24 protein-coding genes are annotated in these 25,277 nt (G+C 71.6%); 8 read left to right on the plus strand and 16 right to left on the minus strand.

Annotated elements, in window-relative coordinates; genetic code table 11:
• Window positions 1–156 precede the first annotated feature (156 nt).
• Window positions 157–1,986, minus strand: a complete 1,830-nt coding sequence (locus tag AB0912_RS33690) for an alkyl sulfatase dimerization domain-containing protein (protein WP_366706717.1) — start codon at window positions 1,984–1,986, stop codon at window positions 157–159.
• A gap of 233 nt (window positions 1,987–2,219) precedes the next feature.
• Here AB0912_RS33690 and AB0912_RS33695 point away from each other — a divergent pair, with 233 nt between their 5' ends.
• On the plus strand, window positions 2,220–3,053 hold the full coding sequence (locus tag AB0912_RS33695; RefSeq protein WP_366706719.1) for a spermidine synthase: 834 nt from the start codon (window positions 2,220–2,222) through the stop codon (window positions 3,051–3,053).
• Between the two features lie 76 nt (window positions 3,054–3,129).
• Here AB0912_RS33695 and AB0912_RS33700 read toward each other — a convergent pair whose 3' ends face one another.
• On the minus strand, window positions 3,130–3,774 hold the full coding sequence (locus tag AB0912_RS33700; protein WP_366706721.1) for a molybdopterin-dependent oxidoreductase: 645 nt from the start codon (window positions 3,772–3,774) through the stop codon (window positions 3,130–3,132).
• A gap of 104 nt (window positions 3,775–3,878) precedes the next feature.
• Complete coding sequence (locus tag AB0912_RS33705; protein ID WP_366706723.1) at window positions 3,879–4,298, minus strand: TOBE domain-containing protein; 420 nt, start codon at window positions 4,296–4,298, stop codon at window positions 3,879–3,881.
• Between the two features lie 227 nt (window positions 4,299–4,525).
• Here AB0912_RS33705 and AB0912_RS33710 point away from each other — a divergent pair, with 227 nt between their 5' ends.
• Window positions 4,526–5,035 carry a DUF1990 family protein gene (locus tag AB0912_RS33710; protein WP_366706763.1) on the plus strand — a complete coding sequence of 170 codons (510 nt, stop codon included), beginning with the start codon at window positions 4,526–4,528 and terminating at the stop codon, window positions 5,033–5,035.
• A gap of 91 nt (window positions 5,036–5,126) precedes the next feature.
• Here AB0912_RS33710 and AB0912_RS33715 read toward each other — a convergent pair whose 3' ends face one another.
• Window positions 5,127–6,254 (minus strand): MerR family transcriptional regulator, encoded by a 1,128-nt coding sequence (locus tag AB0912_RS33715; protein WP_366706725.1) that lies wholly within the window; start codon window positions 6,252–6,254, stop codon window positions 5,127–5,129.
• A gap of 413 nt (window positions 6,255–6,667) precedes the next feature.
• On the opposite strand from AB0912_RS33715, the gene AB0912_RS33720 reads away from it, so the two are divergent.
• Complete coding sequence (locus tag AB0912_RS33720; RefSeq protein WP_366706727.1) at window positions 6,668–7,492, plus strand: SDR family oxidoreductase; 825 nt, start codon at window positions 6,668–6,670, stop codon at window positions 7,490–7,492.
• A gap of 239 nt (window positions 7,493–7,731) precedes the next feature.
• Window positions 7,732–7,914: a CsbD family protein gene (locus tag AB0912_RS33725; RefSeq protein ID WP_366706729.1), complete on the plus strand. Its 183-nt coding sequence runs from the start codon at window positions 7,732–7,734 to the stop codon at window positions 7,912–7,914.
• 129 nt (window positions 7,915–8,043) lie between these two features.
• Here AB0912_RS33725 and AB0912_RS33730 read toward each other — a convergent pair whose 3' ends face one another.
• Window positions 8,044–8,646: a DUF998 domain-containing protein gene (locus tag AB0912_RS33730; RefSeq protein WP_366706731.1), complete on the minus strand. Its 603-nt coding sequence runs from the start codon at window positions 8,644–8,646 to the stop codon at window positions 8,044–8,046.
• A 217-nt stretch (window positions 8,647–8,863) separates the two neighbouring features.
• On the opposite strand from AB0912_RS33730, the gene AB0912_RS33735 reads away from it, so the two are divergent.
• Entirely contained in the window at window positions 8,864–10,156 is a 1,293-nt protein-coding gene (locus AB0912_RS33735) for an alkaline phosphatase (RefSeq protein WP_366706733.1), read from the plus strand.
• 126 nt (window positions 10,157–10,282) lie between these two features.
• Here AB0912_RS33735 and AB0912_RS33740 read toward each other — a convergent pair whose 3' ends face one another.
• Window positions 10,283–10,741 (minus strand): Rrf2 family transcriptional regulator, encoded by a 459-nt coding sequence (locus AB0912_RS33740; protein WP_366706735.1) that lies wholly within the window; start codon window positions 10,739–10,741, stop codon window positions 10,283–10,285.
• A gap of 95 nt (window positions 10,742–10,836) precedes the next feature.
• A complete protein-coding gene (locus tag AB0912_RS33745; RefSeq protein WP_366706737.1) occupies window positions 10,837–12,090 on the minus strand; it encodes an acyl-CoA dehydrogenase family protein in 1,254 nt (417 codons plus the stop codon).
• A gap of 667 nt (window positions 12,091–12,757) precedes the next feature.
• Here AB0912_RS33745 and AB0912_RS33750 point away from each other — a divergent pair.
• Complete coding sequence (locus AB0912_RS33750) at window positions 12,758–13,906, plus strand: low temperature requirement protein A (protein WP_366706739.1); 1,149 nt, start codon at window positions 12,758–12,760, stop codon at window positions 13,904–13,906.
• A 34-nt stretch (window positions 13,907–13,940) separates the two neighbouring features.
• Entirely contained in the window at window positions 13,941–14,789 is an 849-nt protein-coding gene (locus tag AB0912_RS33755) for an AraC family transcriptional regulator (RefSeq protein WP_366706741.1), read from the plus strand.
• On the opposite strand, the gene AB0912_RS33760 is transcribed toward AB0912_RS33755, so the two are convergent.
• A complete protein-coding gene (locus AB0912_RS33760; RefSeq protein WP_366706743.1) occupies window positions 14,742–15,446 on the minus strand; it encodes a methyltransferase domain-containing protein in 705 nt (234 codons plus the stop codon). The genes AB0912_RS33755 and AB0912_RS33760 overlap by 48 nt on opposite strands.
• Before the next feature lie 499 nt (window positions 15,447–15,945).
• Here AB0912_RS33760 and AB0912_RS33765 point away from each other — a divergent pair, with 499 nt between their 5' ends.
• Window positions 15,946–17,112, plus strand: coding sequence for an alanine--tRNA ligase-related protein (locus tag AB0912_RS33765; RefSeq protein ID WP_366706745.1), 1,167 nt, complete (start codon window positions 15,946–15,948; stop codon window positions 17,110–17,112).
• 26 nt (window positions 17,113–17,138) lie between these two features.
• On the opposite strand, the gene AB0912_RS33770 is transcribed toward AB0912_RS33765, so the two are convergent.
• The 8 genes from AB0912_RS33770 to AB0912_RS33805 form a co-directional block, all read right to left on the minus strand.
• On the minus strand, window positions 17,139–18,158 hold the full coding sequence (locus tag AB0912_RS33770) for an alcohol dehydrogenase catalytic domain-containing protein (protein WP_366706747.1): 1,020 nt from the start codon (window positions 18,156–18,158) through the stop codon (window positions 17,139–17,141).
• A gap of 189 nt (window positions 18,159–18,347) precedes the next feature.
• Complete coding sequence (locus AB0912_RS33775; RefSeq protein WP_366706749.1) at window positions 18,348–19,145, minus strand: enoyl-CoA hydratase/isomerase family protein; 798 nt, start codon at window positions 19,143–19,145, stop codon at window positions 18,348–18,350.
• A complete protein-coding gene (locus AB0912_RS33780; RefSeq protein WP_366706751.1) occupies window positions 19,142–20,389 on the minus strand; it encodes a cytochrome P450 in 1,248 nt (415 codons plus the stop codon). Before AB0912_RS33780 ends, AB0912_RS33775 begins: the two co-directional genes overlap by 4 nt.
• Before the next feature lie 93 nt (window positions 20,390–20,482).
• Window positions 20,483–21,865: a cytochrome P450 gene (locus tag AB0912_RS33785; RefSeq protein WP_366706753.1), complete on the minus strand. Its 1,383-nt coding sequence runs from the start codon at window positions 21,863–21,865 to the stop codon at window positions 20,483–20,485.
• A gap of 10 nt (window positions 21,866–21,875) precedes the next feature.
• The gene (locus tag AB0912_RS33790) at window positions 21,876–22,436 is read right to left on the minus strand and encodes an ATP/GTP-binding protein (protein WP_366706755.1); all 561 of its coding nucleotides are present in this window, start codon (window positions 22,434–22,436) and stop codon (window positions 21,876–21,878) included.
• 3 nt (window positions 22,437–22,439) lie between these two features.
• Window positions 22,440–22,823, minus strand: coding sequence for a DUF742 domain-containing protein (locus AB0912_RS33795; RefSeq protein WP_366706757.1), 384 nt, complete (start codon window positions 22,821–22,823; stop codon window positions 22,440–22,442).
• On the minus strand, window positions 22,816–23,658 hold the full coding sequence (locus AB0912_RS33800; RefSeq protein ID WP_366706759.1) for a roadblock/LC7 domain-containing protein: 843 nt from the start codon (window positions 23,656–23,658) through the stop codon (window positions 22,816–22,818). The genes AB0912_RS33795 and AB0912_RS33800 overlap by 8 nt, the downstream gene beginning before the upstream one ends.
• Window positions 23,655–24,836: an ATP-binding protein gene (locus AB0912_RS33805; protein ID WP_366706761.1), complete on the minus strand. Its 1,182-nt coding sequence runs from the start codon at window positions 24,834–24,836 to the stop codon at window positions 23,655–23,657. The genes AB0912_RS33800 and AB0912_RS33805 overlap by 4 nt, the downstream gene beginning before the upstream one ends.
• Window positions 24,837–25,277 lie beyond the last annotated feature (441 nt).

Here is a 25,277-nt window from a genome sequence, read left to right on the forward strand (position 1 = left end):
GCCCAGTCGGCCCCCCCCACGGGGGGGCACCCCACGCCCCCCGCGGCCTCCCCCGGCTACACCCCCCCCCCCCCCCGGGTGCGGGGGCTTCTCGCCGGGCCATGACGGCCGCGCGGCGGACCGGCGCGTTCCGTGGTCCGGCGCGTACGGCCGCGCTCAGGGGGTCACGATCGGAAAGTCCGGGTCCGGTGTGTCGAGCAGGCCCACGAGGGTGGCGAGCACCCGAGGATCGCCCTCGGCCTGGACGCCGTCCATCCCCTGGCCCGCCAGCAGCGCGAGCAGACGCGGCTTCGTCAGCGTCAGCGTGAGACCGGCCGGAGGCGCCGTCCCCGCGTCGGCGGTCGCGGTCTCGACACTGCGGTAGGTCAGTGCCCCGTTGGAAAGGCGCACGTACCAGGTGCGCCCCTCGTCGGTGAGGTGCCAGGTCATGGCGAGCTTCTCGTCCCAGGCGCGCGGACCGTCGACGCGGATGGCGAGGGAGTCGATGAGCATGTCGACGGTCAGCGCCATGGCCATCTCGGGGTTCCCCGTCTCCAGCGCCGTGTGCGCGACGCGGCCCCGCAGCTCCTGCGCGCCCATCAGGTAGAAGTTCCGCCACGGCCCGTTCTCGCAGCCGTGGCCGAGCAGCTCGTACACCTCCGCCAGCGCCCGCCTGGCCTCCGGGTCCTCCGGGTCGGCGAACACCGCGTGCCCCAGCAGCGTCGCCGCGAACCGCAGGTCACCGGCGGTGGCGTACTCCCGGCCCTTGGCGACGAGCGCGGGGACCCCGCCGTAGTCGGCGGCGTAGCGCTGGGCCAGCTCGGCCGGCGGGTGCTCCCACAGATGCGCCGGGTTCCCGTCGAACCAGCCCATGTAGCGCTGGTAGATCGCCTTGGCGTTGTGGCTGACGGAACCGTAGTAGCCGCGGTTCGCCCAACGGTTCGCGACCGCCGGAGGCAGCTCGATCCGCTCGGCGATCTCGGACCCGGTCAGCCCCTGGTTGATCATCCGCAGGGTCTGGTCGTGCAGATAGGCCCACATGTCGCGCTGCCCGGCCAGGTGCTCGACGATCCGCTCCCGGCCCCAGGTCGGCCAGTGGTGCGAGGCGAACGCCACCTCGGCCTTGTCACCGAACAGGGCGATCGACTCGTTCAGGTAGTGCGCCCAGATCCGGGTGTCCCGTACGACCGCGCCGCGCAGGGTCAGGATGTTGTGCATGGTGTGCGAGGCGTTCTCCGCCATGCACAGGGCCCGCCGGTCGGGGAAGTAGAAGTTCATCTCGGCGGGCGCCTCGGTGTTCGGTGTCATCTGGAAGACGATCCGCACCCCGTCGACGGTCTCCTCCTGGCCGGTGTGCGTGATGTCGAGCGTCGGCGGCACCAGCGTGATGGTGCCCTTGGACGTCGTCATACCGAGCCCCGCCCCGATCTGGCCGGCCGGCCCCTTCTCCAGTTCGGCGCCGTACATGTAGACCGCCCGCCGGGTCATCGCCCCGCCCGCGTAGACGTTCTCCGCGACGGCGTGCTCCAGGAACCCGGCCGGGGCGATCACCGGTACGGGCGGGTGCCCGTGCGGCAGGACCCCGCGCGAGCCGCCGAAGTGGTCGCCGTGCGAGTGCGTGTAGATCAGGCCCGTGACCGGGCGGTCCCCCCGGTGCCGGCGGTAGAGCGCCAGCGCGGCGGACGCGTTCTCCGCCGAGATCAGCGGATCGATGACGATCACGCCCGTGTCGCCCTCGACCAGCGTCATGTTCGACAGATCCAGGTTCCGGACCTGGTAGATCCCCTCGGTCACCTCGAAGAGCCCCTGCTTGTTGCAGAGCCGGCTCTGCCGCCAGAGGCTGGGGTGGGCGGTGTCCGGACACTCCGCGTCCAGGAACGCGTACGCGTCGCCGTCCCAGACCACCCGGCCGTCCTCGGCGTGGATCACCGCCGGTTCGAGCGCGGCGACGAAACCCCGCTCGGCGTCGTCGAAGTCGGCCCTGTCGGCATAGTCGAGATCGCTCATACGGCATGGATAACTCGTACGGGTACCGGGCCAAACAAACGACGACATCGGGTACACGCGTGTGCTCCGTCCGGGCCGCCGGGGTGCGTACGGCCGTGCGACCGCTCCACCCCAGGAGCGCCCCGCGGGGGTCCCGCCGGGCATCCGTCCCCGACCTGCCGGTACGGTGCCTTCCTGCGGCGTACCTCAACCCGCTCGCGGCAGTGGACATTCGACGGGGAGCAGGACACCGGATGAGCGCACGTTTCCAGGAACTCGACTGGCAGCCCACCCCGATGGGTGAGATCAGCCTGCGCCGCCGGCGCGATCCCTCCTCGGGCCAGGACGTCTACGAGGTGAAGCTCGGCGACGAGTACCTGATGTCCAGCCTCTTCACCGAGGGCGAGGTCGAGCTGACCCGGCTCGGCCTGGCGGAACTGGCCGACGGCCCCCTCGACGTCGTGGTGGGCGGCCTCGGCCTCGGATACACCGCCCGGACGGCCCTGGACGACCCCCGGGTGCGCTCCCTGATCGTCGTCGACGCCCTGCCCCAGGTGATCGACTGGCACCGGCGCGGCCTGGTCCCGCTGGGCACGGGACTGGCCTCGGACCCGCGCTGCCGCCTGGTCCTCGGGGACTTCTTCGCCATGGTCACCGGGGGTACGGATGCGAGCCCGCCCGGGGACGGGAACGGTCCGGCGTCCGACGCACCGGGGGCCGCGGATGACGGACCCGGAGCTTCCAAGAGCCCGTCCGCGGCGGCGGGTGTGACCCCGCCGGGACTGGACCCGGAGAACCCCGGCAGCCGCTTCCACGCGATCCTGCTCGACGTCGACCACTCGCCACGCCACGTCCTGCACCCGAGCCACGCGGCCCTCTACGGCCCGCCCGGACTGACCGCGTTGGCCGAACTCCTGCATCCCGGCGGCGTGTTCGCGCTGTGGTCGAACGACCCGCCGGACGCCGGGTTCTCCGCAGTCCTCGCCCAGGTCTTCACCGACACCGCCGCCCACGTGGTCGACTTCGACAACCCGCTCCAGGGCGGGACGGCGGCCAACACCGTCTACGTGGCCCGCCGCCGGGACTGACCGAACGGCTCCCGGCGCCTGGGGCGCGGCACGGGGAGCCACTTCTATCGGGCTGTCGCGCAGCCGGATTCGCCTCTCAGTGGCTCGGCTTCGGGCCGGTGCCGTCCTGTTCCTGGTGGGCGTAGCGCTGTTCCTGCCAGGGGTCGCCGATGGTGTGGTAGCCGCGGTCCTCCCAGAAGCCCCGGCGGTCCTCGGTGAGGTACTCGACCGCGCGGAGCCACTTGGTGCTCTTGTAGCCGTACAGGTGGGGCACCACCAGGCGCAGCGGGAACCCGTGCTCCGCGGTGAGCGGCTCGTCGTCGTGGTGCGTGGCCAGCAGGGTCTGCGGCGCCGTGAAGTCGGAGAGGCGGAGGTTGGACGTGTAGCCGTACTCGGCCCAGGTCATGATGTGCGTGACCCCGGGGGCGGGCGGCACCAGGTCCAGCAGGGCGGCGGCGGGGATGCCGTACCACTCGTGGTCGGTGGAGGTGGGTCCGGAGGCGCAGTGCAGGTCGGCCACGACCGTCACGTGCGGCAGCGTGGACAGTTCCTCGAAGGTCCAGCTCCGTTCGACGCCGCCCGCCGTGGCGCCGAAGACCCGCAGATTCCAGCGGGCGGGCCGGAAGCGGGGGACAGGCCCGTAGTGGGAGACCGGCCAGCCGTGCACATGGTGCTGACCGGGCGGGATACGCCCGGTCAGGTCGGCGCCCGCCTCGACGGCGCTGTGTCGGTCTCTGGCCACGCGGGGTGTCCTTTCGTCGCCGGTGTTCGAGTGACGACCACCTTCCCCGTGCACCCTAGGCGCTCACCTGCCGGCACGCGCCGCCGCCCCGGACGAGGACCGGGTCACGCGGTCGCGAGGGACACCTCGGTCGACTTGATCAGGGCGACGACCGACGAACCGGCCGCGAGTCCGAGGTCGGAGACCGCGTCCTTGGTGATGGCCGCCGTCAGCTCGCCCCCGTCGACGGTCACTTTGACGGTCGCCATGGCCCCGCCCGTGGCGACGTCGCTGACCGTGCCGGGGAGCTGGTTGCGGATGGACAGACCCTCCACGGGCCCGGTGGCGAGCGCGACCTCGGTGGACTTCATCATGGCGCGGACCGGCGACCCCTCGGCGAGGCCCAGCTCCTTCACGGCCTCCAGCGTGATCGCCGCCGTGAGGTCCTGGCCGCCGTCCAGGCGGACCTTCACGGTCGCCATCACCTCGCCGGCCGTGACAGCGGTGACGGTGCCGGGGATCTGGTTGCGGATGCTCAGGCTCATGGCGAAACGCCTCACAGAAGAAGAAGGGAAGGAGCGGAAAAGAGGTGCTTTTCCGGACTTTGCGCCGACGGCGCCCCCACAAGCTAGCCGCTTGGGCCGGGCGCGGCGGCATCCCCGTCGCATCCGCCACCTGCGTGTTTGCCGCGCCCTCGCAGATGAGAGAAACCCGTCGGCTGCGCCCAACCCGCGCCCCGGCCCGTCGTGGGCCCTCGGCCCGTCGGTAGCCCCTGTGGGTAGCCCGTGGCTCGTCGGCGTCCCTCACTCGTCCGGCATCCACCTCGTCGGCCCCTCCGTCCGGCAGCCGCCTACGCCGGCTCCCGCGTCTACCCGGCGGCCGGGCTTCCCTCCCGTTCTTCCCCCGCCTCTCCCGACAGGAGCCCCCGTGTCGCCGGACACCCCCGCAGCCCGGCCCGCGCGTCACCGAGGGCGCGCACTGCCGGATCACGGCGGGCGGAGGGCCGCTGGCCGTTCATGAGCCGGTCCGCGTCGTGGCCGTCGTGGAGACTCCCGGCACGCGCGGCTTCGCCTACGGCACCCTCCCCGGTCACCCCGAGTCCGGGAAGGAGGCCTTCATCGTGCGCCGGCATCCGGACGGGCAGATCACCCTGACCCCGCGCTCCCTGACCGCCCCCGCCCCCGAGGGCCCGTGGCGACTCGCGTTCCCGCTGCTCCTGCCGGCCCAGCGCTTCTACCGCCGCCGCTATCCGCCCGCCCTCCGGGGAGCTGCGGCCCGGTGACGCCGGGTTCACGGCGTCCACGCACCCGGTGCCGGAGCGCGGCGGGCCGGTCCACGGGGACTCACCGATCCGCCGGTTCCGCCGGGCGTGGCTACGGCTGGACCTCCACCACGTCCGCGACCACGCAGCTCACGTTGTCCGGACCGCCGACCCCGTTGGCGAGCGCCACGAATTCGCGGACCGCCTGATCCGGGTCGGCCACCTCGCTCAGCACCCGGCGCAGTTCGGCGGTCTCCACGACGGTGGACAGTCCGTCGGAGCAGAGCAGATAGCGGTCGCCCAGCTCGGCGTCGTGCAGCCGCAGATCGGGTATGCCGTCGGAACCGTGACCGAGGGCCCGCGTCAGCAGCGACCGCTGGGGGTGGGAGACGGCCTCCTCGGGGCTGATGCGCCCTTCGGCGACCATCGACTGCACCAGCGTGTGATCGTGGGTGATCTGGAACAACTCCCCCCGGCGCAGGAGATAGACGCGGGAGTCGCCGATGTGGACCAGGGCCAGTCGCGAGCCCGTCCAGAGCATCGCGGTGAGCGTGGTGCCCGAATCGGCGGGAGCGGAACCGGTGTCGACGGCGGGAGCGGAACCGGTGTCGACGGCGGGTGCGGGGCCGGTGTCGACGATGCCCTTGACGGCCGACGCGGCCTCCTCGACGGCTTCTTCGAGGACGTTGAGGAGATCGCCCGCGGCGAACCCCCTGGCTTCGAGCGGCTTGAGCGCCGCGATGGCCGCCTCGCCGACCGAGGCCCCCGCACGGCCGAAGCCGTCGGCGACCGCGAGCAGACGAGAACCGGCGTACGCGGTGTCCTGGTTGCTCCCGCGGACCAGGCCCGTGTCGGACAGGGCGGCGTAACGGATGCCCAGGGAAGCGGAGTCGGCGGACATGGCGGGGTCCTTCCGTGCGAGATGGTCGACGAGGAAGGAGGCCAGGTCGCGGCGTGCCGCGGTGTCCGCCTCGACCTCGGACCAGTACCGCCGGATCTCCGGCACGGCCTCGGACGGTTCAAGCGTGCAGACCCGCTGGATACGGGCCAGGGGCATCCCCAGCCGGCGGAGCCACGCGACCAGCCGTGCCTGGTCGAGCTGGGCCGGCGCGTAGAGGCGGTACCCGGTCACCGGGTCGACGCGCGCCGGTGTGAGCAGGCCGAGTTCGTCGTAGAGACGCAGTGCCTTCGGCGACAGCCGGGACGCCTTGGCGAACGCCCCGATGGTCAGCAGCCCCATGCCTGTCCCTCCTCGAACCGGACCCCTCGCCCGGCCCCACCGATGCTGTGGCCTCACCCAAGGTGAAGGTCAACTCCGCGGTCCAAGGATGCCGTCACCCGCCGCCGACCGCCCCACCTGCCTCCACCTGCCTCCATGTGCCTCCATGTGCCGAACTTCCGGCGGGGTCGTCGTCAGGGCTGGTGCGGCCGGACCCGCGGTGAGGACGAAGGACCAGGCGGCGCCGGGACCGCCCCCGCACGCGAAGAACCCGGGGCCGGCCCGTCGGCCGCCGCTCCCCACCCGCGGTGAGGGCGCGGGCCGCGTCCGGAGGGCCCAAGTTGTCTTCGAGCCCACTCGAAGGTGTTGTCTGGGGGAAGAAGCACCGTTACGTGATGACCGTACGGGTGACGAGTTTCCCTGAGGAGCACACCATGACGCAGAAGATCTGGTTCATCACCGGCGCCTCGCGCGGCTTCGGCAGGGAGTGGGCCATCGCCGCCCTGGAACGCGGCGACTCGGTGGCCGCGACCGCGCGCGACCTGTCCACGCTGGGCGACCTGCGCGAGAAGTACGGGGAGCGGCTGCTGCCCCTGCGCCTCGACGTCACGGACCGCGACGCCGACTTCGCCGCCGTGCAGCAGGCCCATGAGCGCTTCGGGCGCCTCGACGTGGTGGTCAACAACGCCGGTTACGGCCACTTCGGCATGGTCGAGGAGATCACCGAGGACGAGGCCCGCGCCCAACTGGAGACCAACCTGTTCGGCGCCCTGTGGGTCACCCAGGCGGCCCTGCCGTTCCTGCGGGAGCAGGGCAGCGGCCACATCCTCCAGGTCTCCTCCATCGGAGGCATCAGCGCCTTCCCGCTGGTCGGGATCTACCACGCCTCGAAGTGGGCGCTCGAAGGCATGAGCCAGGCGCTGGCTCAGGAAGTGGCGCCGTTCGGCATCAAGGTCACGCTGATCGAGCCCGGCGGGTTCGCCACCGACTGGGCGGGCTCCTCCTCCCGTACGTCCGAGCCGCTGCCCGCGTACGCCGACTTCCACAAGGAGGTGCAGGAGCAGCGGCGCAAGCGCGTCGGCACGCCCGGCGACCCGGCCGCCTCGGCCGCGGCCGTACTGGAGATCGTCGACGCCGACGAGCCGCCGCTGCGCTGCTTCCTGGGCTCGGCGCCGCTGGGCATCGCCAAGGCCGACTACGAGCAGCGGCTCGCGGTGTGGGAGAAGTGGCAGCCCGTGGCGGAACTGGCGCAGGGCTGAGCGAAGGCGAGCACCGGCGCCCGGTAGGCACTCGCCGGGCGAACGGCACATGTGAGAAGGGGCCGACCCGGATTTCCTCCGGTCGGCCCCTTCTCGATGAATTGCTCGACGGTCGGTGGAAAGAGGATCACCGCCGAGTGTTCGAGTGCCCACCGCCCCGCCCTCCGCGGTTTGAGAGTCCGGCTCCGGGTCACTCAGGAGATGAATCAATTCGCGACAAGGACAGGGTGTGAGTGGTTGTGGCTGCGGACGAGAAGGCACAGGCCAAGGGCGAGCAGGCCAAGGGCAAGGCCAAGAAGATCGTCGGCGACGCGGTGGGCAACGAGTCCATGAAGGCCGAGGGGCGTGCCGAGGAGTCCAAGGGCGACCTGCGTTCGGCCAAGGAGAAGGCCAAGGACGCCATCAAGCCCAAGTCCAAGTAGGGCCACCCGGCGCTCCACGAAAACCCCGTCCCGCGTTCGCGAGACGGGGTCTTTCTGCGGCGTTTTTCTCGTGCGCGGGAGTGCCGGGGCGCCCTTCTTTCGGGGTCACGGGGCGGCCGTACGCCGTCGTCAGACCCTGCTCTCCTCCGGGACCCTCGTATGGCGCAGACACGAGGCCACGACCACGAACGGCCACAGGGACTGGACGCCCGTCACGAAGCGTTCGGCGACGCCGAGGTCCCCGTGCCGCTGGGTCTCGATGAGGAACCAGGCCGCCCCCGCGACCATGACCCCGGTCGCCGTGATCGACGGGACGCGTCTGAGGGCCCAGGGCGCGCTCTCACTGCCGTCCGTGGACAGCACGGGCCACAGGGCCAGGAAGGCGAACCCGATGGCTGCCACCGTGCCATGGCGCAGCGAACCCCCGCTGATCGGGGCGGGGAGTATGGCCACCGCCAGTGCGGCGACACCGCCGCCGGCCAGTGCCAGCCGCCCGGGTACGGGCACCGGCCGCAGGCCCCAGGCGGTGAGGAGATGGCAGATGCCCAGCGCGAGCAGCGCGCCGGTCATCACCCAGAAGCCCGAGTCCCCGTAAGCCGCCAGGACACTGATCGTCTGCGTGACCGGGTTGTAGGCGGGCCCCACCAAGTGGGCCGCGAGAACCCAGCCTGCGGTGAACAGCACGGGGGCACACCCCGACGAGAGAAGAACCCATCTCGGTACGTTTGCCACTTAATAACGATATAAGGGACACCCTGCGTGTGGCCTGTCCGGGGAATGGAGACTCGCCCCCGTCCCGTGAGCCGCCCCCGTCCGACGGGAGAGTCTGCCGCGTAACCTCCCGCTGGAGATCTCGACGTGTACCCGTCACCTGTTCTTGGTCAACCAACCCCCAAAGAACCCTAAGTTCGCGGTCAAGCAATGGGCAAGAACGGTAACGGAGGACGTTGTGTCCCTGGATGTTCGTAGGGCTCGGCGGTTCGCCGCCCCCTCGGCCGCCGCGGTCGCGGCCGCGGTGGCGACGATGGTGATCAACCCGACGCTGGGCGCGTCGGCCTCGGCCCCGCAGGGTACGGCCAAGGCCAAGACCCCGACCGCGAAGAACGTCATCTTCATCAACGGCGACGGCATGGGCGCCGCCACCCGGCAGGCCGCGCGCCTGCACCTGGCCGGTCTTGACGGCCGGCTCGCGATGGACAAGCTGCCGGTCTCCGGCCAGCTCACCACCGAGCCGGACGACCCGAAGGCCGTCGTCACCGACTCGGCCGCCGCGGCGACCGCCTGGGCCACCGGCGAGAAGACCTACAACGGCGCGATCAGCGTCGACGTGGACGGCAACCCGCTGGCCACACTCGGACAGCAGGCGAAGGCGGCCGGCAAGGCCACCGGCCTGGTCACCACCGCGCAGGTCACCGACGCCTCACCGGCGGCGTTCTTCTCGAACACCGCCAACCGCTCGGCGCAGGACGAGATCGCCCGTCAGTACATCGAGGTCTCCAAGCCCGACGTCATCCTCGGCGGTGGCGAGGACTGGTGGCTGCCGGCGGGCAAGCCCGGCGCCTTCGAGGACCATCCCGCCGAGGACCCGTCCGAGGCCAGCAAGGGCACCAAGGGCGACCTCGTCAAGAAGGCCAAGAAGGCCGGCTACTCCTACGTCAACAGCGCGGACCAGCTCAACCGCGCCAAGGGCGACAAGCTCCTCGGCCTGTTCGCCAACGAGGAGATGTTCCAGCAGCGCCCCGAGGGCCAGGGCGACGTGTACAGCCCGGTGGTCGGTCTGTCGACCATGACCAGCAAGGCGCTGACCACGCTGGACAAGCACAAGAAGGGCTTCTTCCTCATGGTCGAGGAGGAGGGCGTGGACGAGTTCGCCCACGCCAACAACAGCGCCCGGGTCCTGCAGTCCATGCGGGAACTGGAGAAGGCCGTCGCCGTGGCCCGCGCCTACGTCGCCACGCACCCCGACACCCTGCTGGTCGTCACCGGCGACCACGAGACCGGCGGCCTGGCCGTCGAGGAGTCGGACGCCACGGACGAGTCCGGCACCGGCATCTCCGCCGAGGACGGCCCGTTCGCCATCCGCGGCAGCGACAAGACCTTCTACATCGACTGGACCACGTCCGGCCACACCGGAGTCGACGTGCCGGTGACGGCTGTCGGCCCCCTGTCGGACCGCTTCACCGGCAAGCACCCGAACACCCACGTGTACGACGTGCTGCACCAGGCGCTCACCCGCCGCTGACCGGCGCACCGGCGAACCGGCGCACCGCGAACCGGCGGCCGGAGACCCGGGGGCCTCGTGCCCTCCGGGTCTCCGGCCGCCGTCACATCAGGCCGGGCGACGCTCGCCCGCCGGCCCGCCGCCCGGTCAGGGATTGACCCAGGCGTCCGGCGTGGTGGTCAACGCCGAGACGCTGGCGGGGAGTTGGGCCGACGCGACGTCGGCGAGGGAGACGCCCTCGAGGATTTCGCGGACGTTGGAGCGCAGCGCGATCCACAGGGGGAGCAGCGACTCGGCGGGTCCGGTGTAGGACAGCTCCGGCGGGCGGACACCGCGTACGGAGACCAGCGGGCCGTCCACCGTCCGTATGACGTCCGCGATGCTGATGGAATCGGCCGCCTTGGCCAGCCGGTACCCGCCGTTGCCGCCGCGCTGGCTGAGGACGAGACCGCCCCGGCGCATGTCGTTGAGTATGCCCTCGAGGAACTTGTGCGGGATGTCCTGGGCGTCCGCGATGGCCTCCGCCTTGAGCGGCCCGCCGTCCCGTGAGGCGGCGAGCTGGAGCGCGGCACGGATCGCGTAGTCCGCCCTGGCTGAAATCCGCATGGCTGCAGTATCCCGTACGGCCTCGGAGGTTGTCCCCGTAGGCCCGGTAGTCGGCCGTGCGCGCACCGCCCATCGGCGGTGCGCGGGGCGCTCGGTCAGAAGGGCAGGGCGAACGGCGGGTGGGCGCCGTTCAGGAAGTAGTCGCCCACGTCGCGGACCCGGTGGGCGACGGGCTCGTACAGCGTGTGGGTGCGCGCGTTGCGCCAGAAGCGGTCGAAGCCGAGCCGGGAGGAGGCCGCGCGCGGGCCGATGATGTCGAGGGCGCGGGCGGTGCACTCCTGCGCCGCCCGGGAGGCGGCGGCCTCCGCCATGGTCACCAGGACGGAGATCTCCGCGCACTCGTCGTATGTGAGGTCCTCGTCGCGGGCCAGCCCGGTGTGCACGGCCTCCAGCGCCTGGGCGGCCAGCGCGGAAGCGGAGCGGACGAGGATGGTCAGCTCGCCGAAGACGGTCAGTACGTGCGGGTCCTGGGGCGAGCCGACCGGCCAGGCGGGGTGCCAGGGGGAGTAGCCGGCCCTGCTGTACTCGCGGGCCTCGGCGAGCACGCCCTCGGCCATGCCGAGCAGAAGCTGGACGGACAGCAGCCGCCCGACCGGGGAAGAGAGGGCCGCCAGGGGCGACAGGGTCTCCTCGTCCGCCGACAGCGAGCCGAGTACGTCCCGGGCGGCGACCGGCACCGCGTCGAACTCCACGCTGCCGCCGGCCGCGAGCCGCTGGCCGAAGGTGTCGGCGTCGGCGTCGATCCGCACGCCGTGATGGGCGGGGTCGACCGTGACGGCCAGGGGTTCGCCGGTGTCGGCGCGCTCGGCCCGGACGGCCAGCCGGTCGGCGACGAGGGCGCCGGTGGCGTAGCTCTGACGGCCGCTGAGCAGGTAGTTGCTGCCCTTCCTGGTCAGGGTCAGCGGCGGTTCCTGCCGGGCGAAGCCGCCACCCCAACACGCCTGCTCCGCAGCCGACTTGCGCGAGGCCGAAGGCTGTCGCTGCGGCCCGGACCCGGAGGCGGCGGCGGTCTTCGCGAAGTGCCGGGCGCTCCAGGACAGGAAGTAGTGACAGCCGAGCAGTTGGCCTATCGCGCCGTCGGCGGCGGCGATCTCCCGGACCACCGCGTAGGCCGTCGACCAGTCGGCGCCGCCGCCCTGGGCGTCGGCCGGCACGAGCAGGGTCAGCAGCCCCGACTCGCGCAGCCGGGACACCTCGTCGAAGGGGATCTTCCCGGCCTGTTCCCTGTCCACCGCGTCCGTGGCCAGGTCGTCCGCCGTCTCGCGGGCCACATGCAGCCAGTGGGCGCGATCGGGCCCGGTCCTGTCGGACTCCGGGTCTGTTCCGGACGGCGCGGTGGCGGGGCCCATGGCGATGGTCTCCTCAAGTTCGGCGTAGGCAGAGGGAGAGGCGGAGGCGGAGACGGTCCTGAGGGGGCCGCCAAAGCGGGGGAGGCGCGAGGCGGGAACAGGGAGCACTCGCCGCCTACTTCTACGTCACGGGGTGCTGCGAACGAACCCGGGGAGCTTCGGCTCGGGAACCCTAGGCGCGACAGCAGGCGGCGCTGGCGACGTGGCCAAAGTCGATATGCCGACGACGAACGAGTCGCAGCTGCGTAGGGGGCATGTACATCATCCTGCGCATCCGGCGGCTGGGGCGTCAATGCTTTCCTAGTAAATCGATAGGAAATATAGAGAACGCAACAACGGCGGCTCCGCGCGGCGGTTGAAGGCGTCGGCCCGGCCCGGTCCAGATCCAGATCCAGATCGAGATCCAGGTCCAGGTCCAGGTCCCGGTGGCGGGTCGCGGTCCCACGGGCCCGGGTCAGATGGCAGACCACGGTCCGGGCCGGGTCGGTCTCCGTGGCAGGCCGCGGTCCGCGTGGGGCCGGTCTTCGTGGCAGGCTGCGGTCCGACCGGGCCTGGGGCATTCTGGGCCCTGAACCGACCGGTGGCGCGAGCGAAAGGCACCAGTGTGACGAGTGAGGACGCCCCGAGAGGGGCGGGGCACGGCGGGGTCGTCGCCCCGCTGGCGCACATGACCGCCCGCAGTCCCGACGAACCGCACCGGGTCGCCACCCCGCTGGAACTTTTGTTTGACCTGTGTTTCGTCGTCGCCGTGGCACAGGCCGGGGCACGCCTCGTGCACGCCCTGGCCGAAGGCGAGCCCGGTCACGGCCTCACCGGCTACCTCTTCGTGTTCTTCGCCATCTGGTGGGCCTGGGTCAACTTCACCTGGTTCGCCTCCGCCTACGACTGCGACGACGTCCCGTACCGGATCGCCACCCTCGTCCAGATGGCCGGTGTCCTCGTACTGGCCGCCGGAATCCCGCGCGCCTTCGACGACGCGCAGTACGCCGTCGCCATCACCGGCTACCTGATCATGCGGCTGGCGCTCACCCTTCAGTGGCTCCGCGCGGCACACGGCGAGACGGGACCGGCGAGAACGGCCGCCCTGCGCTACGCCGCCGGGCTCGTCGTCGTGCAGATCGGCTGGGTCGTGCTGCTGTTGCTGCCCGACGAAGCCTGGACCTGGGGCTTCGTCCCGCTGGCGGCGGCGGAACTCGCGGTGCCCGCCTTCGCCGAGCACCGCCACCGCACCCCCTGGCACCCGCACCACATCGCCGAACGCTACGGCCTCTTCACGATCATCGTGCTCGGCGAGACCATCTCGGCCGCCACGGTCGCCGTGCAGTCGGCGCTCGACGAATCGGCCGCCCTCGACAGGCTGCTGCCGATCGCGGCGGGCGGTCTCGTCCTCGTCTTCGCCGCGTTCTGGATCTACTTCGCCGTCCCGATCCACCAGTACCTCACGTCCAACCGGCAGGCGTTCCTGTGGGGTTACGGCCACTACTTCATCCTGGGCTCCGCGGCGGCGATCGGCGCCGGCATCGAGGTCGCGGTCGAGCAGGCGACCCACCACGCCCACATCTCCACGCTCGCCGCCTCGCTGGCCGTCACCATCCCCGCCGCCCTCTTCATGCTGACCGTCTGGCTGGTCCACTCGCGCCACTTCAAACAGGGCACCGCCGAACAACTGATCCTCCCGGCCGGCGCGCTCCTGGTCCTCGCCGCGAGCTTCGCCGGCCGCTGGGCGGTCCCCCTGGCAGGCCTGGCGGCGGCCTGCGCGGTCGCCGCGGGCGTCTGGCTCACCTCGGCGAAGGTACGGCTGCCGCGGCCGTTCTGAGCACTCGTCGGGCTCACCGGCCCGGGGCGCGTACGTGCCGGTCGAAGCGGCCCCGGACTCGCCGGTCGCGCGCCTGGGTGTGGCCGAGGGCTCGGTGGCCGGCGTGCCGGCGACCTGCGAGCATCAGGGCGTGAGAAGCGGGGACGACGCGGCGGGGACGCGGTTCGGGGTCGGGGCCGGGTACGCCGTGTACCGGGGGCCGTCGGTGGACGGTTCCGTTCACCGGCATGCCGCCTTCCAGATCGCCATCGCCGCCGGACCCGGCGAGACCGGCGAGGTCGCCATGGTGGACTCCGGCGGCCTACAGCACCGCGCCCCCGCCCTCCTCGTACCGCCGATGCTCCGTCACCGGCTGCTCCGGACGCAGGACCTCCTGGTCTTCTTCGTGGACCCGCACTGCGCCTTCGCCGACCGGCTGCGCGAGCGCCGCGGCACCGGCATCACGGCCGCTCCCGAGCTGCGGGGACTCGCCGAGGACGACGTCCGGCCGGCCGGCGCGCGACCCTCGGACGAACTCGACCCCCGCCTGCTGGCCGCGATGGACATCGTGTCGCGGCAAGACCTTCCGATGCCGGAGCTGGCCGCCGCCGTGGGCCTGTCGCCGCAGCGGCTGCGCGCCCTCGCCCGCGCACAGCTCGGCCTGCCGCTCGTGCGCTGGCGGCTGTGGCTGCGGCTGCGCCGGGCGGCCGAGGCGCTCCGGGAAGGCTGCCCGCCCGCCGAAGCCGCCGTTCTCGGCGGATTCGCCGACCAGGCGCACTTCACCCGGGAGATGGGGGAGATGATCGGCCTGACCCCGGCCGCCGTCGCCCCCGTGGTCCGCCCGGCGCGGCACGGGTCAGGCGCGGCGCGCGACGTACACGGAGAGGGAACCCGTGAGCGTTGAGATCACCTCGGCCTCGCGTACGCCGGTGAACCCCGCGTCCGAGATCAGCCGCGGAAGGATGCCGTCGGCGTTGGGCTGGGTGTCCTCGGTACCGTCGGCGAGCTGCACGACGCGGAACGCCAGCCGCATCCGGCGGGTCCGCTGCAACCCGTAGTCGGCGATCACCAGCTTGCCGCCGGGCCGGAGCACCTTGTGCATCGAGGCCAGGACCGCCCGCTTCATCTCCACCGGGCACTGGTGCAGGACGAGACTGGAGACGGCCGTGTCCACCGCCTCGGCACCGAGGATCTCGTCCACCTCGTCGCCCATGCCGGCCTGCCACCGAGGACCGGTGCCGGCACCGGCCCTCGCATCCGGGCCGGAGGTCTGCCGGGCCGCGATGCCGGCAGCCCTCGCGGCTTTGCGGCGGCCGATCGCCAGCACGCCGGGGTCCGGATCGACGCCGACGATTCGCGCCTCCGGTTCGACGCGGTGCAGCAGCAGCGCCAGCGAACCGGTGCCGCAGCCCACGTCCACGATGTCGTCGCCGGGACGCGGAGCGATGTGCATGGCCAGCAGCCCGCGCCACAGGCGCTCGCGCAGCAGGGCGGCCACGGGGTCGTAGAGCCAGGTCGGGGCGAAGCGGCCGGTGGCCGGGGTGAAAACTCGTTCGGTCATGCCGGGAGTGTCGTGCGGGGGGAGGCGCCGGGTCTTGAACAGAGCGCTTGCGCGCGCGAGTTCGCCGGGTCCGGAGAACCCCCGCTCGTGCGGGGGAAGCCGCTCGGGAAAGGGAAACACCGCTCGTGAGGGCGAGGAGGCCGGGTCGGGAACACATCGCTCGTGCGGGCGAGGCCTCCCGGACCGGTGAACACCGTCCGTGCGGGCGAGGCCGCCGGGCGTGGAGAACCCCGCCGGTGCCGCCCGGGGAAAACCAGATGCCCTCGTTCGGTCGGGCGCGTTACGGTCAGCCGCATGAACGTCATCGGCCGAAGCACCGCGACCGCGCGAGCGACCAGCTCACCGGTTGCCGCCGTCTGACCTTCCCTTTCCCACCGGCGACCGGAAACGGCCCGTCGGTGATTCCGTGGCGACCAGGCTTTCCCGCCCCCCGGTGTCGACCACCCCCGCGGTCCCGTTCTCCGGCGCCTCCCCGCAGCGACGCGAAGGAGACCCCGTCATGGACACGGAACGGATCACCCGCACGTTCGTCGAGTACTACGAGGAGCGTGGACACCGCCGCATCACCGGCTCCACCCTGCTGCCGCCCAGCGGCGACTCGGTGCTGTTCACCACCTCGGGCATGCACCCCCTCACCCCCTATCTGGAGGGCCGCTCCCACCCGCTCGGCCGCCGCCTGGTCAACGTGCAGCGCTGTCTGCGCACCACGGACCTGGAGGAAGTCGGCGACGACACCCACCTCACGGTCTTCGAGATGCTGGGCACCTGGTCCCTCGGCGACTACGAGGGGCCGCGGAGCCTCGACTGGGGGTACCGGCTGCTCACCGAGGGACTCGGCATCGATCCGGGTCTGCTGTACGCCACCGTCTTCGCCGGCGACGAGCGGACGGGGCCGGACACGGACTCCCTGCGCCTGTGGGAGGAACGGGGCGTGCCGGTGGAACTCACCGTCGAGGACAACTGGTGGTCCAACGGACCGGTCGGCCCCTGCGGCCCCGACTCGGAGATCTTCCTCTGGAGCGGCGACACCCCGCCCCGGTCGACCCCCACACGCGACGACCGCTGGGTCGAGGTGTGGAACCACGTGATGATGCGCCACCGCCGCCTCGAAGACGGCTCCCTCGTGCCGCTTCCCCAGCGCAGCGTCGACACCGGCCTCGGCCTGGAACGCCTCGCCTGCCTCCTCCAGGGCACGTCCTCCGTCTTCGACTGCGACGTCTTCGAACCCTGGCGCCGCCTCGTGCCGCCCCTGTGGCCCCTGGACGAACCCTCGCTGCGCCTCGTCCTCGACCATCTGCGCTCGTCGATCGTGGTCGTCGGCGACGGCGTACGCCCGTCCAACACAGGACAGGGCTACGTACTGCGCCGCCTCCTGCGCCGCGTGCTCACCGTGCTGTGGCGGGACGACCCGTCGCGCGGCCTCGCCGACCTGCCGGACGAACTGCTGTCCCACACCCTGGACCGCTTCCGGCAAGACGTGGACCCCGGGGAAGTACGCCGGGTGCTGCGGGACGAGGAGGCCCGGTTCACCCGCCTCATGGAACGCGGCCGGCGCGTCCTGTCCCGTTCCCGCTTCCAAGGCCCCTTGAAAGAAGAGGACTTCCACTACCTGCACGACACCCACGGCCTGCCACGCGACCTGGTCGTCGGTCTGCGAGAGGACTGAGCCGTCGGCCGCGCGCCGCCCGGGGTTCAGGACATCGTCAGGACCATGCGGAACCGCGCGTCCCCGGACAGCATCCGCTGGTACGCCTCGCCCACCTCGTCCAGCGGGACCGTCTCGGTCATCGGGCGGACTCCCTTCAGCACGCTGAAGTTCATCGTGTCCTCCACGTCCTGGGACGTACCCGACGGGTGGCCGCGAACGACCCTGCCGGAGCTGAGGAGTTGGGTGGGCGTGAGGTCCAGGGACGACATGTCCGCGCCCACCACGACGAGTTCACCCCGGGCCCGCAGTCCGTCGACCACCGCCGACGTGGCCTGGGCGCTCGCGGCGGTGGCCAGCACGGCATTGGCGCCGCCGAGTGCCCGCAACGCCTCGGCGGGCGAGCCGGCGGTGCTGTCGACGTAGTGGTGCGCTCCGAGCCGCTCGGCCAGTTCGGACTTGGCCTCGCCGCGCGCGATGGCCACCGTCTCGAAGCCCATCGCGACCGCGTACTGCACACCCAGATGCCCGAGACCGCCGAGCCCCAGCACGGCGACCAGGTCACCGGCGCGGGCCGAGCTGCGCCGCAGACCGTTGTAGACGGTCACGCCCGCGCAGCCGAGCGGCGCCGCCTCCGTGAAGGACAGCCCGTCCGGGATCCGCGCCAGCGCGTCCTGCGGCACGATCACCAACTCCGCGAACCCGCCGTCGTACCTCCAGCCGGGGACCTTGAGGTTCTCGCAGACGATGAAGTCGCCCTGGCGGCACGCCCGGCAGTGATGGCAGCTTCCGCCGAACCAGCCCACGCCGACGCGGTCGCCCACCTTCCAGCCCTCGTGGACGCCCTCACCGGTCTTCTCGACGCGCCCGGCGATCTCATGGCCGGCGACCAGCGGGAAGGTGACGCCGGGCAGTCCCGCGCCGACGAAGAACGCGTCGCTGTGGCAGATTCCGCAGGCCTCCACGCGTACCCGCACGTGTCCGGGCCCGGGTTCCGGCACCTCCCGCTCGGCGATCTCGAACGGACCGTTCGCGGACAGGACCTCCGCGACTCGATAGGTGCTCATGGCATCTCCCTCGTGCATGGGTGAAACGCCCCGCTCTCCAGCGAACCAGCTGGGGAGGGATCACGCACGCCGAGGCGGCCCCCACGGCGCCGCCGCGCGGTGGACAGCCCCCTGTACGGCGGTCCGTTCCGTGGTGCGGCACGGTCCGTGGCACAGCACAGGGGGCAAGGCCTGCTGTTCGCGGGATCCTCAGGTCGCGGGAGTCAGGTCGCGGCTCGCGGGCCGGGTGAGGTGGGCGGTCAGGAGATGGGCGTCGAGCGCGGAGACGTCGGCGGTGCGGGCCGCCCGGGAGAAGCCGGTCAGCATGCGCTTGGTCAGGACGAGACTCTCGGGGGAGCGTCGGACGAGCGGCCTGGTCCAGGCGGTGACCGCTCGGTCGAGCTGGTCGAGGGGCGCGACCTTGTGGAGCAGGCCGAGCCGGTGGGCCGTTTCCGCGTCGAACACCTCGCAGGTGAGCATGAGTTCGCGGATCCTCGACACTCCGGCCTCCGCGACGAGCCGTCCCATCGCCCCTCCCCAGGCAGGCGGCAGGCCCAGGCCGACCTCCGGCATACGGAACCGGCAGGTGTCGGCACCGACGCGCAGATCGCAGTACGCGGCGAGGGCGAGCCCGGCCCCCACGACCTTGCCGTGCAGCCGGGCGACGGTGACGGCGTGGGTGTTCTCCAGGGCCTGGCACAGGCGTTGGGCCTTGTCCGCGACCCGGCGCATGGCGGCGCCGGTCCGGTCCGCGTCGACGGCGGCCAGGTATTCCGCGCGGTCGGCGCCGAGGCAGAAGTCCTCACCCGCGGAGGAGAGGACGAGGACGCGGACCTCGGGCCGCTCGTGCAGGCCGTCGAGCAGGGTCGTCAGAGCGTCGATGGCCGCGACGCCCAGGGTGTCGTCCAGGCGTGCGGGGTTCAGCCGGACGTGCAGGACAGCGCCGTCCTGCACGGCTCCGATGGAGCCGGGGGAGTGCTCCGGGAAGGCGGGAAGTATGTCGTTCATGCGAGGGCGACGTCCAGGTTCAGCAGTCGGCGGAAGGCGACACGAGGTGCCCTCTGCGGGCGCCGCACCAGAGTGAGGCGCGGCAGTCGTCCGACGAGTTGACGGAGGAGGGTCTGGGCCTCCATGCGGGCCAGCGGGGCACCGAGGCAGTAGTGGATGCCCCCGCTGAAGGCGAGGTGGGCGTTCTTGCGGTGGGGGTCGAAGCGGTCGGGATCGGGATGCTTGGCGGGGTCCCGGTGGGCCGCTCCCACCATCAGGTGGACCATGTCGCCGGCTTCGACCTCGGCGCCCTCCAGAACGCAGTCCTGCGCCGCGACCCGGCTGATCACATGGGTGGGGGAGTCGTAGCGCAGCGCCTCCTCCACGAACGCGGGCACGATGTCCGGGTCCGCGGCGACCATGTCCCACCGGTCGGGACGCTCCAGCAGCAGAAGCGTCATGGTGGACAGCAGGGTGGAGGTCGTCTCCAGCGCGGCGAGCAGGATGAACAGGACCAGCAGGTAGACGGCTTCGTCCGCCTTCTCCCGGTCCGGCTCGATGGCGTCCCAGGTGGTGATCCACCGGGACACCGGGTCCTCGCCCGGATGGCGGCGCCGGTGGCGTACCACCTCGGTGAGATAGGTCCGCAGTTCGACCATGGCGGCGTCGGAGCGTGCCAACTGGCTGGCGGAGGGCAGCAGTTCTTGGGTGAAGACCTGATCGTGGGTCAGTTCGCGCAGCCGCGGCCAGTCCGCGGGCGGCAGCCCCAGCCAGTCGCCGATGGCCGCGATCGGCAGCTCCTCGCTGACCAGGGCGGCGAAGTCCGCCTCCCCGTCGCGCAGTCGCTCCTCCAGGGTGTCGAGGAGCGTGCCGGTCACCCGCCGCACGGTGTGCCCGATCTGCTCGATGGTGCCCCGGTCGAAGCTGCCGGCCGCGCGCCGCACCCTGGTGTGCTCCGGCGGGTTGAGCGCCGGCAGGGTGCGGCCTATCTCGCGTGAGGAGAACGCGCTCCAGCGGGTGCGCGGCCCCTGGCTCTCACGCCAGTCGCGGTCCGGCTCCAGCCAGTTGGGACTGCGCAGGATCTGGTCGCAGGTGCTGAAGCCGGTGACGAGGAAGCCTCCCCAGGGTGCTGGGCTGACCGCTCCCCTCGACCGGAGTTCCGTGTAGATCGGAAAGGGATCGGCTTGGCCGTCTGCGGTCCGCAGACGGGAGAAGAGAGCGACGGCTGTCCGACGGTCGGTGGACGGTGTCGTGGCAGTCCCCACGGTGACGGCTCCTTTCTGAGCAAACGCCGCCATGCATACCCGCGGGGTGATTGAAGCATCCAATAACACTGTGGTCTCTTCCGGTTACTTACGTCACTCTCCCCGCGTCCACGCCAGGAAGCGGCTGAAGAGACCCCCCTTGTGCTGCGGGCCGCTGTGCGCGGCGGGACGCGCGGCCGGGGCGCCGGACGACTGCGGGGCCGACGGGGACGCCTGCGCCGCCTGAGCGGGCAGGGAGTGCCCCTGCTGGGTGGCGGCCGGGGTGACCCGGCGCGGGGTGAACCGGATCGGGACGGTCACCAGGGAGCGGCTCCAGGGCGCCGGCACCCAGGAGAGGTCCTTGAACGGGACGCGCAGCTCGACGTCGGGCAGACGGTTGAGCAGGGACTCCACGGCGGTGACCGCGATCATGAACGCCGGGTCCTTGGCGGGACAGGCGTGCGGTCCCGCCCCGAAGGCCAGATGGGCCTTGCCGCTGAGCTGCTCGCGGTGCTCGGTCAGCTTCGGGTCGGTGTTGGCGGCGGCGAAGGAGATGAGGACCGGGTCGTTGGCGCGGAGCGTCCTGCCGCCCAGCTCGACGTCGTGCGTCGGGTAGTGGGCCGCGTAGTTGGCGATCGGCGCGTAGTTCCACAGCGTCTGGACGACGGCGTCCTCGATCGGCAGACCGGCCTGCCAGTCCTCGCCGAGGTACAGCGCGCTGCTGGTGCCGATCGTGGCCGCCAGGGGAGCGGTGCCGCCGGAGAGCAGCGTGACGAGCTGGTGCAGCACCTCCTCGTCCGTCAGGCCCGCCGGATGCGTCATCAGACGGGTCGTCAGGTCCTCGCCCGGCTGCCGGCGCTTGAGGGCGATCAGCTCGGCCAGCGCTCCCCCCAGTACCTGGTCCGCGCCGGCGGTGCCCTCGAAGATGCCGCTGATCCCGACGATGACGCGGTCACCGATCTCCGGCGGACAGCCGAACAGGTCGCTGAAGACCAGCAGCGGAAGCGGCTGCGCGTAGTCCGCCATCAGCTCGGCCTGGCCCCGCAGTTCGGAGCTGAACCGGCTGATGAGGTAGTCGGCGGACTGCTGCACCTGCCGGATGAGCTGGAGTTCGTTGACGGTGGCCAGACTGTCGGTGACGGCCTGGCGCAGCCGGGCGTGCGCCGCGCCGTCGCTGAACAGGGCGTTGGGCCGGTAGCCCATCATCGGCAGCGCCGGGCTGTCCGCGGGGACCCGTCCCTCGTTCAGCGCGTTCCAGCGCCGCGAGTCGCGCGTGAACCAGGCCGGGTTCTGCAGGATGTACAGGCTCGCGTCGTAACTGGTGACCAGCTCGACCTCGACGTCCGGCGCTATGTCGACGGGCGAACTGGGTCCGGCCGCCCGCAGCTTGGCGTAATGGGCCTCGGGGTCGGAGCCGAACTCCGGCCCGTAGAGCCGGACGTTCCCGTGCGCCGGGCAACCGGGCGGTGTCCCCGGCGTGTTGAAGGGCTGCTGCATGGCGTGACTCCTAGCCGAGGACGGACATGAGGTGGGTGACGAGGGCGATGAGCGCCTGCGCGGAGGACTGCTCGTCACGGACGTCGCAGTGCACGATGGGTGTTTCCTCGGAGAGGTTGAGGGCCTCGCGTACTTCGTCGAGCGGGTAGTCCGGCGTGTTGTCGAAGCGGTTGACCCCGACGGCGTACGTCAGGCCGAACCGCTCGACCAGGTCGAGGATGGCGAAGCTCTCGTGGAGCCGCGTGGGGTCGACCAGCACCAGAGCGCCCAGCGCGCCCCGGGACAGCTCCTCCCACATCTCCTTGAAGCGCTCCTGCCCGGGCGTCCCGAAGAGATAGAGGACCAGTTCCTCGCTGAGGGTGAGACGGCCGAAGTCCATGGCGACCGTGGTGGTCGTCTTGTCCGGGGTCCCCGACAGGTCGTCGAAGCCCTCGCTGGCCTCGGTGATCTCCTCCTCGGTTTGCAGCGGCTCGATCTCGGAAATGCTGCCGATGCACGTGGTCTTGCCCACCCCGAAATGCCCGACGATGAGTATCTTCACGGAGTTGGAGACGGCTGGATCCAGATACACGAGTCACGCTCCGAATCGGGTTCGCAGGCCGTCGAGCACGGCGCTGAGCAGTTCGCGGTCGACACGCTCGGCGCGGGGCACGGGCTTCCTCACCAGGATGAGACCGTTCTCCTCCAACTGCGCCAGCAGGATGCGCACGATGCCGAGCGGCAGGTGCGTATGCCCCGACACCTCGGCCACGGACAGGAAGCCGTCCGCGACGAGGTCCAGCACCTTGCGCGCCTCGGGGGACAGCACGGGTGCCGTACCCGGCGCGCTTTCATGGGCGGTGACCAGGGTGGTGTGCTCGTACTCGTGCTCGGCGGGAAGGTCACGCCCTCCCGTGATCACGAACAGGGGTACTAAGGGCGCCGTCAGTTCCAGTTCGTCGTCCGGTCCGTCATGCATCGTCGGCCCTCTCTCCCTGGGGTGCCCGGTTCGCGAGCAGTGTGGGAACGGCGTCCTCAAGGCGCGCGGTGAACGCTTCGATGTCGCAGTCGTGGTCGGCGGACGCGGCGAGGAACGCGCCGTCACCCGCCGCGATCAGGAAGATCCAGCCGTGCTGGAACTCGATGACCGTCTGACGCCACTCGGCGTCCTCCAGGCCGCCCGCGAACTGCGAGGTGACCCGGCTGTAGGCGTGAATGCCCGTCATGGCCGCGGAGATCGTGTCCGCGAGGTCCTTGCTCATCCCGGACGTCGCCCCGCGCGGCAGCCCGTCCGACCCGAGGAGCACGGCGTGCCGCGCGCCGGGGACGTCGGCGATCGCCTGGTCGAGCGCGGTGAGCACGAACCCCGAGGCGCCCGTCCCCTCGCGCAGGGCGGCGTCCTCGGCCCCTCGCGCGTCACCGGCGCTCACCCGCGGCGGCGAGGTGAGGTTGTCGCCCAGCCGGGCGACGAGCCGGTGCATACGGAACGAGATCTGCTGGAGGTCTACGTCGGGTTCCGCGGCGGCTGCCAGGTAGGCGCCCTGGCCCGCGCCGATCAGGAAGATCCACCCGTGCGAGAACTCGATGACCGTCTGGTTCCACCGCCGCTCCTCGGCCGGCCCGGCGAAGTGCGCGGTGGCCCGGCTCAGCGACTGCATGCCGGCCATGGCGGCGGAGATGGTCCGGACGTCCTTCGGGGTCAGGCCGTCCGTGGACCCGCGGGGGATACCGTCCGCGGACAGCACCACGGCGTGCCGCGCCCGTGGCACGTTGTCCACGATGTCCCGGACCATCCACGACATGTCACTGGTCATGCGTCTTCGGACCCTTCGGGCGAGGGAACTGCGAGGTCGCGGCCGGAGAGCGTGCCACGCTGGAGTGCGCCGAGACCGCCGGAGCCGCGGGCGGTCCTGCGGGGCGCCCGGGGGGCCGGGGTGTCCGCGTCGTCGGTGAGGCTCGCGACGGGCTCCTGCCGGTCCGCCCGCTTCGGCAGGCCGTGCAGCGTGCGCGTCGCGGGCTGCTCCTCGCGGTTCTCGACCCGGCGGATCCGCGTGACGGGAGCCTCCTTCGGGGTCGCCGGGGTCTCCTCCACGGTCCACAGCTCCTCGGGCAGCAGGACGACGGCCCGGACGCCGCCGTACCGGGAGACCCCGGTGACGTCCACCTTGAAGCCGTACTGACGGGCGATCAGGCCGACCACCGGGAAGCCGAACTTCGGCTGGGTGCCCAGCTCCGACAGACGCGGGACGGACTCACCGGACAGTAGCGTGGTCGCCTTCTGCCGGTCCTCGTCGCTCATGCTCACACCGGCGTCGTCGATGACGATGCACAGGTTGTTCTGGACCCGCTGGAACGTCACCTCGATCGGGGCGTCGTGCTGCGAGAAGCTGGCAGCGTTGTCAAGCAGCTCTGCTACGGCGAGCGCGACCGGCGCCACCGCCGACGCCTTCAGGGCGATACCGCTCTGCTGCATGATCTGGACGCGGTGGAAGTTGCGGATCTGCCCCTGGGCGCTGCGCACCACGTCGTAGACGCTGGCGGGCTGGTTGCGGCGGCCGAGCGGCGCACCGCACATGACCGCGATGCCCTGGGCCTTGCGGGCCATCTGCGCGTTGGCGTGGTTGACGTCCAGCAGGTCGGAGAGGACCGCGTGGCCGCCGTACTTGCGCTGGATGCCGTCGAGGAGCGTCGTCTGCTCGGCCGCGAGGCTCTGCAGGAACCGGGCCGCGCCCTTGAGGACCGCCTTGGTGCTCTCCTCGGCCGAGCGCTCGGCCTCCTGGATGACGGCGGCCTGTTCGTCGCCGAACTTCCGCAACTCCGCGCGCGCGTGCCCGAGTCTGCCCTCGGACTCGCTCAACTGCGCGGTGAGCGCCGCCTCGACCTGCTTCCTTCTGGCCCCGAGGGCCCTGTTGCGTATGACGAGGACCACGACCGCGCCGACGGCTACCGCCGCCACCGCAGCCAGACACCATATGAGCGTGTCTCGATTCATGGAAACCTTTCCTGGGCGTGGCATGCAGGCATCACCAGATACACCCCGAAAGGACCCGCGACACATCCGTCAACCGCATGACCGCTGTTACACGAAGAGCAGGCCGACCTCGGACCACCACGCCAGTCGAGTTGATCAAGGTCGAAGACGCGGGAATGCTATCACTGCCCGATGGCTTCCGGATCACGCACCCTTTGACCGAAATCGACGCCAACGCGGCTGCTGCGTAGGCTTGTTGACGCCTCCTCAGGCGGCGCGCCGACCGGTTCCGCTTCCCCTCGCCGCAGGCCGGCGGACCGCGCGCGGATCGCCGTCGCCGTGCGGATCTCCGCGCACGCGCCGTGGAACCTAGGGCGTGTCGTTTGGATCATGTGGCGGGTCGCGGGGCAGGGCACGCACTCCCCCAAGCTCTTCGAGCAGGGGGTACCCCCAGCGGCGTTG

The sequence above is a fragment of the Streptomyces sp. NPDC007084 genome (assembly GCF_040703595.1).
In the GTDB taxonomy this organism is placed as follows: domain Bacteria; phylum Actinomycetota; class Actinomycetes; order Streptomycetales; family Streptomycetaceae; genus Streptomyces.

Coding starts and splice junctions, on each gene's coding strand:
- AB0912_RS33690 (WP_366706717.1), bottom strand. CDS start 1,986: ATGAGCGATCTCGACTATGCCGACAGGGCCGACTTCGACGACGCCGAG.
- AB0912_RS33805 (WP_366706761.1), bottom strand. CDS start 24,836: ATGAATCGAGACACGCTCATATGGTGTCTGGCTGCGGTGGCGGCGGTA.
- AB0912_RS33775 (WP_366706749.1), bottom strand. CDS start 19,145: ATGAACGACATACTTCCCGCCTTCCCGGAGCACTCCCCCGGCTCCATC.
- AB0912_RS33750 (WP_366706739.1), top strand. CDS start 12,758: ATGACCGCCCGCAGTCCCGACGAACCGCACCGGGTCGCCACCCCGCTG.
- AB0912_RS33770 (WP_366706747.1), bottom strand. CDS start 18,158: ATGAGCACCTATCGAGTCGCGGAGGTCCTGTCCGCGAACGGTCCGTTC.
- AB0912_RS33795 (WP_366706757.1), bottom strand. CDS start 22,823: ATGCATGACGGACCGGACGACGAACTGGAACTGACGGCGCCCTTAGTA.
- AB0912_RS33715 (WP_366706725.1), bottom strand. CDS start 6,254: ATGGGGCTGCTGACCATCGGGGCGTTCGCCAAGGCGTCCCGGCTGTCG.
- AB0912_RS33765 (WP_366706745.1), top strand. CDS start 15,946: ATGGACACGGAACGGATCACCCGCACGTTCGTCGAGTACTACGAGGAG.
- AB0912_RS33785 (WP_366706753.1), bottom strand. CDS start 21,865: ATGCAGCAGCCCTTCAACACGCCGGGGACACCGCCCGGTTGCCCGGCG.
- AB0912_RS33800 (WP_366706759.1), bottom strand. CDS start 23,658: ATGACCAGTGACATGTCGTGGATGGTCCGGGACATCGTGGACAACGTG.
- AB0912_RS33705 (WP_366706723.1), bottom strand. CDS start 4,298: ATGAGCCTGAGCATCCGCAACCAGATCCCCGGCACCGTCACCGCTGTC.
- AB0912_RS33745 (WP_366706737.1), bottom strand. CDS start 12,090: ATGGGCCCCGCCACCGCGCCGTCCGGAACAGACCCGGAGTCCGACAGG.
- AB0912_RS33740 (WP_366706735.1), bottom strand. CDS start 10,741: ATGCGGATTTCAGCCAGGGCGGACTACGCGATCCGTGCCGCGCTCCAG.
- AB0912_RS33720 (WP_366706727.1), top strand. CDS start 6,668: ATGACGCAGAAGATCTGGTTCATCACCGGCGCCTCGCGCGGCTTCGGC.
- AB0912_RS33760 (WP_366706743.1), bottom strand. CDS start 15,446: ATGACCGAACGAGTTTTCACCCCGGCCACCGGCCGCTTCGCCCCGACC.
- AB0912_RS33695 (WP_366706719.1), top strand. CDS start 2,220: ATGAGCGCACGTTTCCAGGAACTCGACTGGCAGCCCACCCCGATGGGT.